This is a genomic window from Corynebacterium flavescens (genome assembly GCF_008693105.1).
GTDB classification, from domain to species: Bacteria; Actinomycetota; Actinomycetes; order Mycobacteriales; family Mycobacteriaceae; genus Corynebacterium; species Corynebacterium flavescens.
This window is the reverse complement of sequence record NZ_VXKK01000031.1, coordinates 127,645-144,125: the sequence shown is the minus strand read 5'-3', so window position 1 is coordinate 144,125 and position 16,481 is coordinate 127,645. Positions and strand designations below refer to the sequence as shown.

Annotated in this window: 16 protein-coding genes; 14 read left to right on the top strand and 2 right to left on the bottom strand. The window is 59.7% G+C overall.

The window, feature by feature from the left end; genetic code table 11:
* The first annotated feature begins 14 nt into the window (after positions 1–14).
* The 14 genes from rpe to secG all read left to right on the top strand — a co-directional run bounded on the left by rpe (position 15) and on the right by secG (position 14,174).
* On the top strand, positions 15–695 hold the full coding sequence (gene rpe / locus F4V60_RS06545; protein ID WP_075729867.1) for a ribulose-phosphate 3-epimerase: 681 nt from the start codon (positions 15–17) through the stop codon (positions 693–695).
* On the top strand, positions 685–1,719 hold the full coding sequence (ribD, locus tag F4V60_RS06540) for a bifunctional diaminohydroxyphosphoribosylaminopyrimidine deaminase/5-amino-6-(5-phosphoribosylamino)uracil reductase RibD (protein ID WP_075729866.1): 1,035 nt from the start codon (positions 685–687) through the stop codon (positions 1,717–1,719). The genes rpe and ribD overlap by 11 nt, the downstream gene beginning before the upstream one ends.
* Positions 1,720–1,803: 84 nt before the next feature.
* Positions 1,804–2,424 (top strand): riboflavin synthase, encoded by a 621-nt coding sequence (locus F4V60_RS06535; RefSeq protein ID WP_075731132.1) that lies wholly within the window; start codon positions 1,804–1,806, stop codon positions 2,422–2,424.
* A gap of 6 nt (positions 2,425–2,430) precedes the next feature.
* Positions 2,431–3,696 (top strand): bifunctional 3,4-dihydroxy-2-butanone-4-phosphate synthase/GTP cyclohydrolase II, encoded by a 1,266-nt coding sequence (locus F4V60_RS06530; protein ID WP_075729865.1) that lies wholly within the window; start codon positions 2,431–2,433, stop codon positions 3,694–3,696.
* Positions 3,697–3,792: 96 nt separating this feature from the next.
* On the top strand, positions 3,793–4,272 hold the full coding sequence (gene ribH / locus F4V60_RS06525) for a 6,7-dimethyl-8-ribityllumazine synthase (RefSeq protein ID WP_075729864.1): 480 nt from the start codon (positions 3,793–3,795) through the stop codon (positions 4,270–4,272).
* Between the two features lie 23 nt (positions 4,273–4,295).
* On the top strand, positions 4,296–4,868 hold the full coding sequence (locus F4V60_RS06520) for a PH domain-containing protein (protein WP_075729863.1): 573 nt from the start codon (positions 4,296–4,298) through the stop codon (positions 4,866–4,868).
* Between the two features lie 11 nt (positions 4,869–4,879).
* The gene (gene uvrC, locus F4V60_RS06515; protein WP_075729862.1) at positions 4,880–6,946 is read left to right on the top strand and encodes an excinuclease ABC subunit UvrC; all 2,067 of its coding nucleotides are present in this window, start codon (positions 4,880–4,882) and stop codon (positions 6,944–6,946) included.
* A gap of 65 nt (positions 6,947–7,011) precedes the next feature.
* Positions 7,012–7,893, top strand: coding sequence for an RNase adapter RapZ (gene rapZ / locus F4V60_RS06510; RefSeq protein WP_174775506.1), 882 nt, complete (start codon positions 7,012–7,014; stop codon positions 7,891–7,893).
* 41 nt (positions 7,894–7,934) lie between these two features.
* Complete coding sequence (locus F4V60_RS06505) at positions 7,935–8,951, top strand: gluconeogenesis factor YvcK family protein (protein ID WP_075729860.1); 1,017 nt, start codon at positions 7,935–7,937, stop codon at positions 8,949–8,951.
* Between the two features lie 168 nt (positions 8,952–9,119).
* Positions 9,120–10,100 carry a DNA-binding protein WhiA gene (gene whiA, locus F4V60_RS06500; RefSeq protein WP_232315895.1) on the top strand — a complete coding sequence of 327 codons (981 nt, stop codon included), beginning with the start codon at positions 9,120–9,122 and terminating at the stop codon, positions 10,098–10,100.
* Positions 10,101–10,580: 480 nt separating this feature from the next.
* Positions 10,581–11,588 (top strand): type I glyceraldehyde-3-phosphate dehydrogenase, encoded by a 1,008-nt coding sequence (gene gap, locus F4V60_RS06495; RefSeq protein ID WP_075729858.1) that lies wholly within the window; start codon positions 10,581–10,583, stop codon positions 11,586–11,588.
* 120 nt (positions 11,589–11,708) lie between these two features.
* Positions 11,709–12,926, top strand: coding sequence for a phosphoglycerate kinase (locus F4V60_RS06490; RefSeq protein ID WP_075729857.1), 1,218 nt, complete (start codon positions 11,709–11,711; stop codon positions 12,924–12,926).
* 71 nt (positions 12,927–12,997) lie between these two features.
* On the top strand, positions 12,998–13,780 hold the full coding sequence (gene tpiA / locus F4V60_RS06485; RefSeq protein ID WP_075729856.1) for a triose-phosphate isomerase: 783 nt from the start codon (positions 12,998–13,000) through the stop codon (positions 13,778–13,780).
* 157 nt (positions 13,781–13,937) lie between these two features.
* Positions 13,938–14,174, top strand: coding sequence for a preprotein translocase subunit SecG (gene secG / locus F4V60_RS06480; protein ID WP_075729855.1), 237 nt, complete (start codon positions 13,938–13,940; stop codon positions 14,172–14,174).
* A 276-nt stretch (positions 14,175–14,450) separates the two neighbouring features.
* Here the strand turns inward: secG and F4V60_RS06475 are convergent, their stop codons facing one another.
* Both F4V60_RS06475 and pgl read right to left on the bottom strand, forming a co-directional pair.
* Complete coding sequence (locus tag F4V60_RS06475) at positions 14,451–15,455, bottom strand: HNH endonuclease signature motif containing protein (RefSeq protein ID WP_075729854.1); 1,005 nt, start codon at positions 15,453–15,455, stop codon at positions 14,451–14,453.
* A 241-nt stretch (positions 15,456–15,696) separates the two neighbouring features.
* Positions 15,697–16,458 (bottom strand): 6-phosphogluconolactonase, encoded by a 762-nt coding sequence (pgl, locus tag F4V60_RS06470; RefSeq protein WP_075729853.1) that lies wholly within the window; start codon positions 16,456–16,458, stop codon positions 15,697–15,699.
* Positions 16,459–16,481: the final 23 nt, after the last annotated feature.

Genomic DNA, 16,481 nt, shown 5'->3' with positions numbered 1-16,481 from the left:
TAGAATAGAACACTATGTCTGCACCCATTATTTCCCCGTCTATCTTGGCCGCCGATTTCTCCCGTCTAGGTGAAGAAATCGGCGCCGTGTCCAATGCTGATTGGATTCACGTCGACATCATGGATGGGCACTTCGTTCCCAATCTTTCCTTCGGCCCGGATATTACGGCCACGGTCGACGGGCTCACTGATCGTATCCTTGACGTACACCTGATGATCGAGGATCCCGCGCGGTGGGTTGAGACCTATGCCAAGGCAGGCGCGGATCATCTCATCTTCCACGTCGAAGCGGTTGAAGGCCAAGAAGCCGCAGTGGAGCTGGCGGAGAAGATTCGCAGTCTGGGAGTCGGCGCCGGTTTTTCCATCAAGCCTGGCACCCCCATCGAGCCCTGGCTGGATAAGCTTCATCACTTCGATCTCGTCCTCGTCATGTCTGTCGAGCCAGGTTTCGGAGGCCAGGAGTTCATGCCAGAGATGCTTGAGAAGGTAAGAGCGCTCCGCGCGGCCATCGACAAGCAAGGCCTGGAAACCCTCGTCGAGATCGACGGGGGAATCTCTGCGGCAACGATCGCGGAGTCTGCAGCGGCCGGTTGCGACGCCTTCGTTGCCGGCTCGGCCATCTATAGCCAGGCCGACAAGGAGGCCGCCGTGGAGGAGTTGCGCGCCCTCGCGGCGCAGGCCCGTGATGGGCGCTAAGCCAGCGATCGCTGAGTCGGTGGCGCGCAGCGCCCTCGTAGAGGCAATGCGTGCCGGGGACAGTGTCCGCGGCCTGACCAGCCCAAACCCGCCGGTCGGGGCCGTCATCCTCAATGCCGAGGGCGAGATCGTCGGTGTCGGTGCTACCCAGCCGCCCGGCTCCGCACACGCGGAGATAATGGCCCTACGCGCCGCCGGTGAGCGCGCGCGGGGTGGCACAGCCGTGGTCACCCTGGAGCCCTGCAACCACACTGGGCGCACCGGCCCTTGTAGCCAGGCTCTCATTGCTGCCGGCATCGCTGCTGTTGACTATCTGCATGCTGATCCTAACCCCGTGGCTACCGGTGGTGCCGCGGCCTTGGCGGCCGCAGGGTTAAAGGTTCGCCAGGTAAGCGCGCCGGATGCCGCCGGAGTGTCAGATGCACTGATCCCCTGGCTGCTGTCGGTGCGTGAACAGCGCCCGCACGTCACGCTGAAGTTCGCCCAAACTCTCGACGGATTCACCGCCGCCATTGACGGCACCAGCCAATGGATAACGGGAACTCAGGCGCGGCAGTGGGTGCATGCGGACCGCGCGCGCCGTGACGCCATCATCATCGGCACGGGCACCGCCTTCGCGGATGATCCCTCCTTGACCGCGCGTTACCCGGATGGTTCGCTGAGTGAGCATCAGCCACGGCGCGTTGTCATAGGCCGCCGCGATCTGACCGCTGCCGGGGATGTCGCGCGCAACCTGCGCCGCTTGGGCTACGAGCAATACCCCAGCGTGGAGGAAGCTCTAGTCGGTCTCTACGCAGAAGGTGCCCGCGACGTACTCGTCGAGGGCGGCGCAGGGCTGGCCAGTGCTTTTCTCGAGGCAGATCTCGTCGACGCCATCTCGGCCTATGTCGCGCCAGTGCTCTTGGGTGCAGGTCGCGGAGTGCTGGATCGCGCTCTTGTCCAGACTCTGGCCTTAGCGCCGCGTTTTCACCGAGTCGAGACTATTGCCTTGGGCGAGGACGTCCTGATTGAATATGCGCGCTAGCCCGCGGCGGGGGCTTAGAGTGAACTCAAGCTTAAACTAAAAAGTAGCAAGCAAGTAAGCCAAGCTAGCGAAGGAAGAATGTACGTGTTTACTGGACTCGTGGAAGAAGTGGGCAAGGTTGCCTCCCTGCAGGTGCTCGATGATGCACTGCGAATTGAGATCACTGCTCCGCTTATTGTGGAAGATGCCCAGCTGGGAGATTCCATCGCAGTCAACGGCGTGTGCCTGACCGTGGCGGACCTGGCTGATTCTGCTTTTTGGGCAGACGTGATGCAAGAGTCCCTCGACCGCTCGGCGCTCGGGCAGCTGAAGACTGGAAGCCCGGTGAATCTGGAGCGCGCCTTGCTTCCCACGACACGGCTGGGCGGGCATCTCATGCAGGGGCACGTGGATTCCACGGCCCGACTTGTCGGGCGTCGCCCCTCCGAGCACTGGGAGGTTTTCCGCTTCTCCTTGCTGGAGCAGCTGGCGCGCTACGTGGTGGAGAAGGGATCGATCGCGGTGAGTGGCACCTCGCTTACGGTAAGTGCGGTCGGTCCGGACTGGTTCGAGGTTTCCCTCATTCCGACGACGTTGCGCGACACCATTTTGGGAACCATCGAGGTCGGTGACGTGGTGAATCTAGAGGTTGATGTGCTGGCGAAGTATGTCGAGAAGATGTTGGATACCCGCAGTACTTCCACATCGGAGCAGGGACTAAACTAGATCACCATGAGCTCCGCTGAAAACAAGACGCGCCTAGATACTGTTGACCAGGCTATCGCTGACATCGCCGCTGGTAAACCCGTGGTGGTGGTGGACAATGAGGACCGCGAGAACGAGGGAGATCTCATCTTCGCGGCCGAGCTAGCCACTCCAGAGCTGGTGGGCTTCATGGTGCGCTATACCTCTGGTTATATCTGCGCTCCGTTGATGCCGGAAGATTGCGCGCGGCTGAACCTGCCGCCCATGATGGCCAATAACCAAGACGTCCGCCATACCGCCTATACCGTCACGGTGGATGCCGCCACTGGCAGCACCGGCATCTCGGCCACCTCGCGCGCGGAGACTATCCGCCGCCTGGCTGATCCCTCGACCACTCCCGGTGACTTCACCCGCCCAGGCCACGTCGTGCCGCTGGCGGCACGCCCGGGCGGCGTGTTGGAGCGCGATGGACACACCGAGGCTTCGGTGGATCTTGCGCGCCTAGCCGGCCTGCGGCCAGCCGGTGTGCTGTGTGAAATTGTTTCCGCCGAGGATCCCACGGATATGGCTAGGTCGCCGGAGCTGCGCCGATTCGCAGACGAGCACGGCCTGACCATGATCTCCATCGATCAGCTCATAGAGTGGCGCCGACACCACGAGACGCAGGTTGTGCGCGAGGTATCCACGCGTCTGCCCACGGATTATGGCTATTTCCGCGTCCTAGGCTATCGCCATCAGATAGACGGTACAGCGCATGTGGCCTTGGTGGCAGGGGACGTCGACAAGCTGCGCGGTGCCGAAGACGTCCTCGTGCGCGTGCATTCGGAATGCCTGACCGGGGATGTTTTCGGATCGCGGCGGTGTGATTGCGGTTCGCAGCTGCAGGCTTCGATGCGCGAGATTCAGGAAAATGGTTCTGGGGTCATCATCTACCTGCGCGGTCAAGAAGGCCGCGGAATTGGGCTGCTCAAGAAGCTGGAGGCCTACCGTCTGCAGGATGAAGGCCTCGATACGGTGGACGCTAATCTAGAGCAGGGCCTGCCGGAGGACGCGCGCGAGTATTCGGTGGCCGGTCAGATTCTGCGGGACCTGGGCATCAAGTCCGTCAATCTCTTGACCAACAATCCTCATAAGGGGGAGGGACTCGTCGGCTTCGGCGTGGATTCGACCCATCACACCACCCTGGCAGTCGCAGCGAACGAGGATAACATTGAGTATCTGCGCACCAAGCGCGACCGCATGGGCCACGATCTCCCGCAGGTCGCGGAATGGGATGCGGCGCACTCGCGCTAGGCTTGAAGGCCGGTTGTCTCCGGCAGGGCGGAATAGCCCATACCCAAGATTGAATATTGCCTGACTGAATATTGAAAGCCTAAGGAGTGGTTTCCAGTGAGCAAAGAAGGACTTCCAGATCTCGCCGAGGTCGATGCGCGCGGGCTCAAGGTAGCCGTCATCACTTCCACGTGGAACGCTGAAATCTGTGATCACCTGCACGAACGTGCGGTCGAGACGGCTCGTGCCAACGGCGCACAGGTCGATCAGTTCCGCGTGGTCGGCGCCCTCGAACTGCCCGTCGCCGTGCAGGCGGCTGCGCGTCGCTACGATGCCGTGGTGGCGTTGGGGTGCGTGGTGCGAGGAGGAACTCCGCACTTTGACTACGTCTGCGATTCCGTAACGCAGGGTTTGACGCGGATTGCCCTAGATGAATCCACCCCAGTGGGCAATGGCATTCTCACCGTCAATGATCACCAACAAGCGGTGGATCGCGCGGGATTTGAGGGCTCTGTCGAAGATAAAGGTGCAGAGGCAATGCTCGCGGCTTTAGACACTGCGCTGCAGTTGCGTAGAATCAATGGATTAGAACACTAGCGCGGGATACAAGAGGGAAAATTATGACCGAAGCACATGCATCTCATTCATCGGCGCAGGATAATGAGGGTTCGAAGCCTCAGGATCCGCGTTTGAGTGAATCCGAGGTGCTGGCTTATACCACCGCTGATCCTTTCGCCATGACCTCGCAGAAACCCTGGGAGTTCGAGGTCAAGTCGCCATTCTTGCGCAAAGTCGCAATCGGCTGGGTTGTCGTCGTTATGGCGGCGCATATCTTTATGGGCGTAACACTAGATATTTCTTTTACCGGCGCTTCCGTCGATACCTTGGATAAGTTCGCGTTCCCCGGAGTGGGAGTCTTGATCTCTTTCCTGTCGTGGTTGGCTCTCACCCGTCCGCGCCTGCGGGCGAATTCGGATGGGGTAGAGGTCCGCAACATTGTGGGCACGCGTTTTTATCCCTGGCAGGTTCTCTACGGGCTTTCTTTTCCCGAGGGAGACCGGATGGCACGCCTGGAGCTGCCTAATTTCGAATACGTTCCGGTCTGGGCCTTGCAGTCAGGGGACAAGTCCACCGTCATTGACAGCGTGCGGCGCTTCCGTGACCTGGAAGCCAAATACATGCCCCAAGATTAGGCGGGGCGTGCATGGCAGATCCCACGACCTATCGCCCCGCACCAGGTGCGATACCTACAGATCCGGGCGTCTATAAGTTCAGGGACGAAAATCGGCGAGTCATCTATGTAGGTAAGGCGAAGAACCTGCGGGCTCGCCTTTCCAACTATTTCCAGGACTTAACCCAGCTGCATCCGCGGACCCGGCAGATGGTGCTCACCGCCGCTTCGGTGGAGTGGACCGTCGTCGCCAGCGAAGTAGAGGCACTACAGCTGGAGTACACGTGGATCAAACGCTTTGATCCCCGCTTCAACGTCATGTATCGCGATGACAAGACGTATCCAATGTTGGCAGTCTCCGTGGGGGAAACCGTCCCGCGGGCCTTCTTCTACCGCGGTCCGCGGCGCAAGGGAGTTCGCTACTTCGGCCCTTATTCCCATGCCTGGGCGGTCAGAGAAACTCTCGATCTTCTCACGCGCGTGTTTCCCATGCGCACCTGCGCCAAGGGCGTATATAACCGCCATGAACGCTTGGGGCGGCCTTGCCTCTTGGGCTATATCGGCAAGTGTGATGCGCCGTGCATCGGTCGAGTGAGCAAAGAAGAGCATCGCGCGACGGTCAATAGACTTATTTCTTTCATGAACGGCAACACCGCCCCCGTCGTGCGCCAGCTCAACAAGCAGATGGAGGAGGCGGCGGAGAACCTGGAGTTTGAAAGGGCTGCGCGGCTGCGTGATGATCTGGGCGCAATCAACAAGATCATGGAGCAGCAGGCAGTGGTTTTCTCCGATGGGACGGATGCGGATCTCATTGCTTTTAGCTCCGATCAGCTCGAGGCCGCCGTGCAGATTTTTCACGTCCGCGATGGGCGGATTCGCGGCCAGCGCGGCTGGGTTGTCGAGCGGGTGGGTGATGAAGCCACCGCGCAGCCACTAGAGGAGGGCGACGCGGATCCCTCGCTGCCCGCCTTGTTGCAGAACTTCCTCATCCAGTTTTATTCCGACGCCGTCGAGCGGGAGCAAGAGGAGATAATTGAGGATGCCGCCCTAGCTGCCGATGTCACCCGGCGCGGGGTCGACCAAGAGTCCCACGCCCACGCCAAGGCGGTGCGGGTTATCCCGCGCGAGATCTTGGTCCAAGTCATGCCGGAGGAGGCCCCGGAAGTTGTTTCCGTCCTCGAGGAGCTGCGTGGCGCGAAGATCGACATCCGCGTTCCCCAGCGCGGGGACAAGCGCGCACTTCTAGAGACCGTCGAGCGCAACGCCAAGGATCAGCTGCGGCAGCACAAGCTCAAGCGTGTGGGAGATCTCACTGCGCGTTCTGCGGCACTGCAAGACATCCAGGAAGCGTTGGGCATGGAGCAAGCGCCTTTGCGCATCGAGTGCACCGACATTTCCCATATCCAGGGCACCGATGTGGTGGCTTCCCTCGTGGTATTCGAGGACGGTCTGCCGCGCAAGTCCGACTATCGCCGCTATCGCATCAAGGAGGCCGCCGGTGACGGGCGCTCCGACGATGTCGGCTCGATAGCAGAGGTCACCCGCCGCCGATTCAGGCGCCACCACGAGGACAAGCGGGCCAACCCGGATGAGGAGCTCGAGCAGTCGAGCTTTGCCGAGGAGAAGGTGATAGAGGAATCCGCCGAGGCGGGACGTCGCTTTGCTTATCCTCCGCAGCTTTTCATCGTTGACGGTGGTGCGCCACAGGTGGCAGCCGCGCAGGCAGTATTCGATGAGTTGGGCATTGTCGACGTCACTCTCGTGGGCCTAGCCAAGCGCCTCGAGGAGATCTGGGTCCCCGGCGAGGACGATCCGGTGATCTTGCCCCGAAACTCGCAGGCTCTATTTCTCCTTCAGCAGATCCGCGACGAGGCGCACCGCTTTGCCATTACCTACCACCGCCAGCAGCGATCTCAACGCATGCGCAGCTCTGTCCTCGATTCCATTCCTGGTCTAGGACCGCAGCGCCGCACCGACTTGGTCAAGCACTTCGGTTCAGTCAAGCAGCTCAAGCAGGCCACGGTGGAGGAGATCGCGCAGGTGAAGGGGTTTGGGCCGAAGCTAGCGCAGACGGTATTTGATTCCTTGCAGCACCTATAGTTGCCTCTAGCAGTTGCCTCAAGTTGGCTTTTTGAGCTCCGCTCTGCGGGGCAGAAAGAAGTAGACTGACTGTCATGACGCAATTTGAGACACCGCCAATCCTCGTTACTGGTATGTCTGGCGGAGGCTTGTCCTCTGCGGCCAAAGTCCTGGAGGACAAGGGCTATTACGTGGCCCATAACATCCCGCCGCGGGCCATCGTGGACCTATTGCAGTTGTGCGCGCTGAAGGAGACTGAGGTCAACAAGGTCGCGGCCGTGACCGATGTGCGCTCCCGCATGTTCCCCGGCTCAATGATGGAAACCATTGCCCAGTTGACCAAGCTCGACATGGAGCCAACGGTGCTCTTCCTCGACGCCCGGGATGATGTGTTGATTCGACGCTTTGACTCAGTGCGGCGCACCCATCCTCTGCAGGGCCAAGATACTCTCAAGGCCGGTATTCAACGTGAGCGCGAGGTACTAGCTGAGCTGCGTGATCGTGCCGATGTCATCATCGACACCACTAACCTCTCCATCCACGATCTTCGCCGCGCAATTGAGGCCTCTTTCGGCGAGATGCGCGGCAACCGCCAACACGTAACGGTGGAGTCCTTTGGCTTCAAGCATGGCTCCCCGCGCGATGCAGACCTCGTGGTCGATGTGCGCTTCCTACCCAATCCTTATTGGGTTCCGGAGCTGCGTGGCTATCGCGGCACCGATGAACCGGTGGCTGACTACGTGCTCTCGCAGCCGGCAGCGGAGGAGTTTATCTCCAGCTTCGTCACCATGTTTGATTCCATGCTTGCTGGCTATCGGCACGAGGGAAAGAACTTTATTACCGTGGCCGTTGGTTGTACCGGCGGCCATCACCGCTCCGTTGCAGTTGTCGAGGAGCTTGCCCGGCGCCTCAGCTGCAACGAACAGCTCGAGGTTAGCACCCTGCACCGCGATATTGCGCGCGGATAGAGGCAGGAGACATGATCCAACCAAGGAGTAACACTAGGCCTATGTCTTCACCCTCCCACATGGTCAGCCTAGGCGGCGGTCACGGGCTTTATCAGACCCTGCTCGCCGCGCAGAGAAGTGGCGCTGAGCAGATATCAGCTATCGTCACCGTCGCCGATGATGGTGGTTCTTCCGGCCGGCTGCGCCGAGAACTAGACATCATTCCGCCCGGGGATCTACGCATGGCTTTGGCCGCGCTGGCCGGCGAAGACCCCGTCGGTGATCTGTGGGCGCGAACCCTACAGCATCGTTTCGGCGGAACAGGGGCCATGGCTGGCCACGCGGTAGGAAATCTGCTCATCGCTGGGCTCACAGGGGTACTAGACAACTATCAGGCGGCTCTCGATGTGGTCGCAGTGCTAACTAATTCACGCGGGCGGGTTTTCCCCGTGGTCAATCAGCCGTTGGAGATCGAGGCAGAGGTTGCAGGCCTGGATGATGATCCGCGTGTAATGAGGCCGGTTCGCGGCCAGGTGGCTGTGGCATCGACACCCGGGCAGGTGCGCCGGGTAAAGATCTTGCCGGAGGATGCGCCCGCCAATGCCGATGCTCTTGATGCGCTGCACATGGCGGATCTTATTACGCTCGGCCCGGGCTCTTGGTTCAGTTCGGTTCTGCCCCACGTGCTGGTGCCGGACATTGTGCAAGCGATCAGTGAGTCGGATGCCTTAAGGCTTGTGATCCTCAACCTCAGCGCCGAGCCAGGGGAGACCCATGGTTTCTCCGCGGAGCGGCACCTCCACGTCTTGGCTCAGCACGCTCAAAGTTTAAGCATTGACCGCGTGCTTGTCGACGAAAATGCACTGCCCTCCCAAAGCGAAAGGGTCTACCTGCAAAGAGCAGCTCAAGTCTTAGGCGCCAAGGTGGTATTTGCCGATGTCAGAGTAGTCACCGAAGATGGGGTTGCGATTAATAAGCATGACCCAGACAAGCTTGCAGCGGCGATTTTGGACATCTATCGCGAGTTCAACAGTGCAGAGGCTCATCAGAAGGATATCTCTCCAGATCGCAGTAGTTAACGGGTGCCCACAACAGGGTTGCTTGGAAGAGATCGAGCGCGCAGGCTTCCAGGGCACGCGCTATGATGAGGTGTTTAATGGATGCCGCCCGAGGCTCGGCGAGATCAAAACCATCGCTGTGCCGGGCGGTCTTGAGTCTGAGAAAGGGGCTAGAGGTTGACCGCTTCATTGACTGAGCAGATCAAGGATGAGCTTTCCACGGTGTCGCTAACGCGTCAGTCTGCCCGCTCGGCGGAAGTGGCCGCTATTTTGCGCTTCGGTGGGGAATTGCTTGTTCACGGGGATCAGATGTCTTTCGAGATCGAACTCGACAGCCAGCGCATCGCCGATCGCCTGATCGCAGAACTAGATGAGCTTTTTGGTATCAAGGCAACCAGTCACGTGGTCGGTCCTTCGCGCAGCTCGCATAAGAAGACTCGCGTCCAGTTGAGAATCGGCAACGGTGCCAAGGAATTGGCCCGCCGCCTTGGATTGGTCACGCGCTCTGGAAACCTAGTGGTGGGCCTGCCTCCACAGGTCATCGCGGGCTCGATCTCCGATACGGAGGCTGCGTGGCGGGGCGCTTTTTTGGCGCAAGGATCTGTGAGCGAACCGGGGCGTTCCTCCTCTTTGGAGGTTGCGTGCCCGTGCCAGGAGGCTGCATTGGCTCTCGTGGGTTGCGCGAGGCGCCTAGGGCTATCCGCTAAGACGAAGGAAACCCGCGGAACGGATCGTGTCGTCTTGCGAGACGGCGATGCTATCGGCGCTCTGCTAACCCGTATGGGCGCGCAAGTCACGCGTCTGGCGTGGGAGAAGAAACGCGTCAAGCGTGAGGCTCAGGACACTTCTAAGCGCCTTGATAACTTCGATGACGCCAATTTGCGGCGCTCGGCGCGAGCGGCGGTGGCTGCCGCGGCCCGCGTTAAGAGGGCAATGGAAATCTTGGGAGACGATGTCCCGGAGCACCTCGCCGACGCTGGTCTCCTGCGCGTTCAGCACAAGGAGGCCTCGCTGGAAGAGCTCGGTCGCTTGGCTGATCCACCGATGACCAAGGATGCCGTAGCTGGGCGTATCCGCCGTTTGCTGTCTATGGCGGATAAGCGTGCGGAGGAGCTGCGAATCCCGGATACTAGTGAGTCTCTGTCTGAGGAGCTTTTTGAAGACTCATAGGTTCTAGACTCTGGCGGATCTTGAAGCGAGCCTTTCTTGAAGCGAGCCTTCAAGTATGCCCGAACGGACACCATTACCGTGCAAGCGTTTGCATGGATATGGTGTCCGTTTTTCATGCATAAGTGGGGTTGAGCCCCAAGTCTCGGAAAATTGACCGAGTGAGATATAACACCTAAACAAATATAAACCCACATAAACGGGCATAGGGCGTGCTGTACAGCAACTTTCTATCACTTGAGCGAATGAAGGGGGACAAGTATACGCCTTTTCTTGGCATTCTTCAGAAAAAGATCCCGCACTTGCGCAGGCCCTGCGCGCTGCGAAAACCGTGGGTACTATCGGCCTTGTTGGGAAAGACCGAGGGCTTCACAAACGCTCACCGTTAGCGCCCGTCGTTAACGCGCACTGTGCAGAAGTCACCCTGGTAGACCCCACAGATATCACAGACATATTGAATCGAATCTTTGAGGAGAAACTACAGTGACAATCCGCGTAGGTATCAATGGCTTTGGCCGCATCGGCCGTAACTTCTTCCGCGCTGTAGCGCAGGGAGACAGCAACTTGGAAGTTGTCGCAGTCAATGACCTGACCGACAACGGCACTCTTGCTAACCTGCTCAAGTATGACTCCGTGCTGGGTCGCTTCGACGGCGACATCGAGTTCGATGATGAGTCCATCACCGTCAACGGCCACCGCATCGCCGTGTCGGAAGAGCGCGATCCTAAGAACTTGAAGTGGTCCGATCACAATGTCGATATCGTTGTGGAGTCCACTGGCTTCTTCACCGACGGCGAAGCTGCAAAGGCTCACCTCGCCTCCGGCGTGAAGAAGGTCATCATTTCGGCACCGGGCAAGAACGTTGACGGCACCTTCGTCTACGGTGTGAACTCGGACGACTATGACCCCGCTAACCACAACGTCATCTCCGCAGCTTCCTGCACCACCAACTGCTTGGCTCCCATGGCCAAGGTCTTGGATGAGAAGTTCGGCATCGTAAACGGCCTGATGACCACCGTCCACGCCTACACCGGCGACCAGCGTCTGCAGGATGCTCCTCACCGCGACCTCCGTCGTGGCCGCGCCGCCGCTGTCAACATGGTGCCCACCTCCACCGGTGCAGCTAAGGCCGTGGCCTTGGTTCTCCCGCAGCTCAAGGGCAAGCTTGATGGTTATGCAATGCGCGTTCCGGTTATCACCGGCTCCGCCACCGACCTCACCTTCCTTGCTTCCCGTGACGTAACCGCCGAGGAGATCAACGCAGCCATCAAGGAGGCCGCTACCGGTGAGTTCGGCGAGACCCTCGCTTACACCGAGGATCCGCTGGTATCCACCGACATCGTGACCGATTCCCACGGTTGCATCTTTGACTCGGGCATGACCAAGGTCTCCAACGGCAACTTGGTCAAGGTTCTTGGCTGGTACGACAACGAGTGGGGTTACACCAACCAGCTCGTTCGCCTGACCAACCAGGTCGCGAACGCCCTGTAGCTCACATCTTTTCATGAAGAGGATACCGGCCCCTTGTCGTGCCTGACGGCGCCGCAAGGGGCCGGTATTGTGTTCAATAGCTAACCCTGCACGACATTCTCAGAAAGAAGAGGATTAACAATGGCTTTTAAGAAGCTCGAAGACCTGCTCAACGAAGGCGTAGAATCCCGCCACATCCTGGTACGTTCGGATTTCAACGTCCCCCTCGATGAGGAAGGCAACATCACCGACTCCGGGCGCATCACGGCCTCACTTCCCACCATCAAGGCCCTCGTAGACGGTGGCGCAAAGGTCATCTTGTCGGCTCACCTGGGCCGCCCGAAGGGGCAGGTCAACCCCAAGTACTCTTTGGCACCGGTAGCGGAGGCCCTATCTGAGGCCCTCGGTCAGTACGTGGCACTGGCCAGCGATGTCGTCGGCGAGGACGCACACGAACGCGCCAATGGTCTCAATGACGGTGATGTCATGCTCATCGAGAACGTTCGCTTCGATCCTCGTGAGACCTCCAAGGACGAGGCCGAGCGAGGTGTCTTCGCTGACGAGCTCGCGGCCTTGGCGGCGGACAACGGAGCCTTCGTCTCTGACGGATTCGGCGTGGTTCACCGTGCCCAGGCCTCTGTGTACGACGTCGCCAAGCGCCTGCCCGCCTACGCCGGCAAACTCGTGGAGAAAGAAATCACCGTCCTTTCCACCGTGGCCAAAGATCCTGCACACCCCTACGTGGTGGTGCTCGGTGGCGCCAAAGTCTCCGACAAGCTTGGTGTCATCGAGGCTCTCGCAGACAAGGCCGACAAGGTCATCATCGGCGGCGGCATGTGCTACACCCTGCTGGCTGCACAGGGCTACAACGTTCAAAAGTCCCTGCTGCAGGAGGACCAAATCGGCGCTTGTAAGGACCTGCTGGAGCGCTTCGGAGACAAGATTGTCCTGCCAGTGGACCTCGTCGCAGCTTCCGACTTTGATGCCAACGCTGAGCACAAGGTCGTAGCCCTAGATGGCATCCCTGCAGGTTGGCAATCCCTCGACATCGGACCGGAGTCTGTCAAGGCCTTCGGCGATGTCATCGCCACCTCCAAGACCGTATTCTGGAATGGGCCCATGGGCGTGTTTGAGATGGAAGCCTTCTCCAAGGGCACCGCTGGCGTCGCCCAGGCGATTATTGACGCCACTGCCAACAACGGCTCCTTCACCGTGGTAGGCGGCGGCGACTCCGCGGCCTCGGTTCGCACCCTCGGTCTCAATGAAGACGGATTCAGCCACATCTCCACCGGTGGCGGCGCTTCCCTCGAGTACCTCGAAGGCAAGGAACTGCCAGGAATCGCCGTCCTCGAGGCCTAGGCCAGGCGCTAGGCACAGTTGATCTAAACAGAGTCTCACTAGAGTCTTTTAACTAGAGTAAGGAATCAAAAATGGCACGTACTCCACTGATTGCTGGTAACTGGAAGATGAACCTCGACCACCTCGAGGCCATCGCTTCGGTGCAGAAATTCGCTTTCGCATTGCCGAAGGACTACTACGAGAAGGTCGATGTGGCCTACCTCGTCCCCTTCACCGATATCCGCAGCATCCAGATCCTCGTCGCAGGGGATAAGCTGCAGGTCAGCTACGGCGCGCAGGACATTTCCTCCCATGAGTCTGGCGCATACACCGGGGAGATCTCCGGTAAGATGCTGGCTAAACTCGGCTGCACCTGGGCCATCGTCGGACACTCCGAGCGCCGTGAGTACCACGGTGAGACCGACCAGCTCGTAGCAGAAAAGGCTGCCGCTGCTCTGGCAAAGGGCATCAGCCCCATCGTCTGCGTGGGCGAGCCGCTCAACGTTCGCGAGGCGGGAACTCACGTGGACTTCGTGGTTACCCAGACCCGCAACTCCTTGGCGGGGCTCACCCCCGAGCAGCTAGCAAAGACGGTCATTGCCTATGAGCCAGTCTGGGCAATCGGCACTGGCAAGGTAGCCTCCGCAGAGGACGCCCAAGAAGTGTGCGCTGCCATTCGCGGTCTCATCAAGGACCTCGCTGGCGAAGATGTAGCAGCTGGCATTCGTATTCTCTACGGCGGCTCCGTCAAAGTTGATTCGGTGGCTGAGATTGTGGGCAAGCCCGATGTTGACGGCGGACTGATCGGCGGCGCCTCGCTGGTGGGCGAGGACTTTGCCAAGTTGGCTGCTAATGCCGCCAACACGGTTGCCTAACTTAAGTCATAGAGCGCGGCGCGGTGGGTGACCTTTTGCTACATAGTGTAGAGTTATCGGGAGCAATTGCTTCGAGCAATAACACCTTTCCGCGCCAGCCTCAAAGCCACCAACGTGGCAGCGGTAGAGCGCAACAGTAAAGCGAGGAAATATACTCATGATCTTGGCCCTGGAAATCGTCCTGGTGATCAGCGCGGTCCTAATGACTGTGTTCGTGCTCCTGCACAAGGGCAAGGGCGGCGGGCTTTCCAGCCTCTTCGGCGGAGGCGTGCAGTCCAACCTGTCCGGTTCCACTGTGGTTGAGAAGAACCTCGACCGCTATACCATCGTCATGGTTATCATCTGGTTGGCTTGCATCGTTGGTCTCAACTTGCTGCAGACCTACAGCGGCTAGGACTCAGACCTTCAACGCGCAGCGTTTAGTTGCGCTGTGATTATGGGCGGCACCTTCTCTTTTATCGAGAAAAGGTGCCGCCCTTTGCGCGCTTGCTGGAAGCTAAGCGGCTCTTCTGGGTTTTAGAGTGCGTGGTGGGACTGACATATAAGAAGCGAGTCCCTTGTCGGTATTTTCCGGGATTATGACCACCGCGCAGTCATAGTCCTGCTCATTGTTGGTTTCCCCACCGGGGTTTGTTTTGGGGTGCCGGAAGTCGCCGCCTGGCTTGTTGACCTAACGGCTCGTATGCGGGGGCTGCCAGACTACTGTCCCGCCCTGTCGGGTAAGGCGCCCGCGCCGTGGTGGCGCATTCGGATCATCCTCATTAACCCCATTGTGATAACTACACAAGGTCACCAGGTTGGCAACGTTAGTCTCCCCACCATGACTCCACGGCGTGAGATGGTGAAACTGCCCCCGCTCTGCCGGGATGCTACAGCCCGGCCACGCACACGTGGGGTGCTCTGCTGCGAGCATCGTGCGCTGCTTGAGCGATGCGAAGCGGTCAAAGCGGTACAAGTCCACCGGCCCCTGCGCACGACTTATCACCGTAATAAGACCCTCGTTGGCACAGGCACGCTCTACAAGCTGCGCGCCGGTGATAACAGCCCCACTAGTGGTGCGTACCAGCACATCATCGCGCTCGCGACGCAGGATTGTGCCATAGTCCTCCAACTGGAGGACTGCCATGGTCGTCACCCGAGTACGTGTGGTGGCCTCGTCTGCCTTGCCGAGCATGCGGGCGATAAAACTTGTCCCTGGCCGCTTGTGATCAATGACCCGGAAAGCATCTGCCATATCCAGCCCATTGCCGGTCACAGTCAGGGTAGCTAGCCCGTTGGGGTGCTGGCGCAGCAGCGCGCGCTCGCAATACGTGCGGGGAACACGCATCTCACGCAACCGGCGCCTGGCTACCGCAGTGATGTGCTCGGGTGGGGTGGAGCATAATTCCACCCGCAGGTTCCACGCATCCAGTTTCCCTGTGATGCGACGGGTAAAGGACTCGATCAAACGCAGGGTGCTCAGGGCGTGCCCGTTACTCCGAGCAGAGTTTACGGCCGAGCGTTGCTTGCCTGTGTAGGGTGTGGGGCCGAAGTAGATGGTGTGCAGGCTTATAAGCTCGGCGGCATCCTGTGTGCTGGCCCCCATCTTTTCAAGGTCCGGGGCAGACAGCCCTGAGCACTCGGCAACGAGGTCAACACCTCGGCTAAGTTGTGCGAAATACTCCTGCAAGCCCATGACCGTCACGCTAAGGCACCGCCCACCGCCGCGACAATCCCCAACCCGCATCAAACAAGGAAACTGTGGATAACCCACCAGCGCCGGACGCAGTTATCCACAGACGGGCCGCCTAGCCAGAACTCGGTAGTGCGGTAGCAAAGCCACCCGACCTATTCTGAAGGATCAGGCCCAAGCGGAGGACAACTGACCACCAAAACCACTGCACTCCAAAACCGGAAGAGCAGCTAAGCCCAAAGACCTAAAGCAAGGAAGCTGCGTCGGAGGAGACGTAGAGAACTGTCTCCTTGCGCCCGTGTGCGCCAGCCGCCGGCCAGTCTACGGCGGGTGATCCATCGACGACATGCTTGACAGCCTCGGCCTTGGCTGCACCTGAGACCAAGAGCCAAATTCGATCTGAGGAGTTCACGGCGGGCAGAGTCAAAGTGATGCGCTCTGCAGGAGGTTTGGGGGAGTCATGCACGGCAACGGCAAGTTCCGTCTCCTCGCGGACAGCTGGGGAGTGCGGGAAGAGCGAGTTGATATGGCCTTCCGGACCCATACCCAAAAGATGAAGATCGAAGCCATGGGGGGCGAATTCAGCAATCTCTGCGCTATAGGCCTTGGCAGCGGCCTCCATGGCGATGGCCCCAAGATCGAAGCCGTGGATGTTGCGCTCGGGCACCCCTACGGAGTTGAGAAGCGCTAATCGTGCTTGGCCTTCATTGGAGTCCGGGTCGGTGACGGGAACGTTGCGCTCGTCGCCGAAGAAGATATGAACGCGCGTCCAGTCAATGGAAAGCGCAGGGTAATCCTCGCTCTGTTGGAGTGCGGCTTGATCGAGCCGCGCCAATTCTCGCAGGGTGCCGATTCCGGCGCCTCCCCCGGTGAGGACAACACGCGCTACTCCGTCACCGTGTAGTCCGCCCCCCGGGGATTGCAGTGCAGCAACGGTGTCGATGAATGAGAGGGCGGCGGAAGAAACCAGTTCTTCTTCATCGCTGACGCGGTGGAGAGTACCCATGGTGTGTATCGGTCCTTATCAAG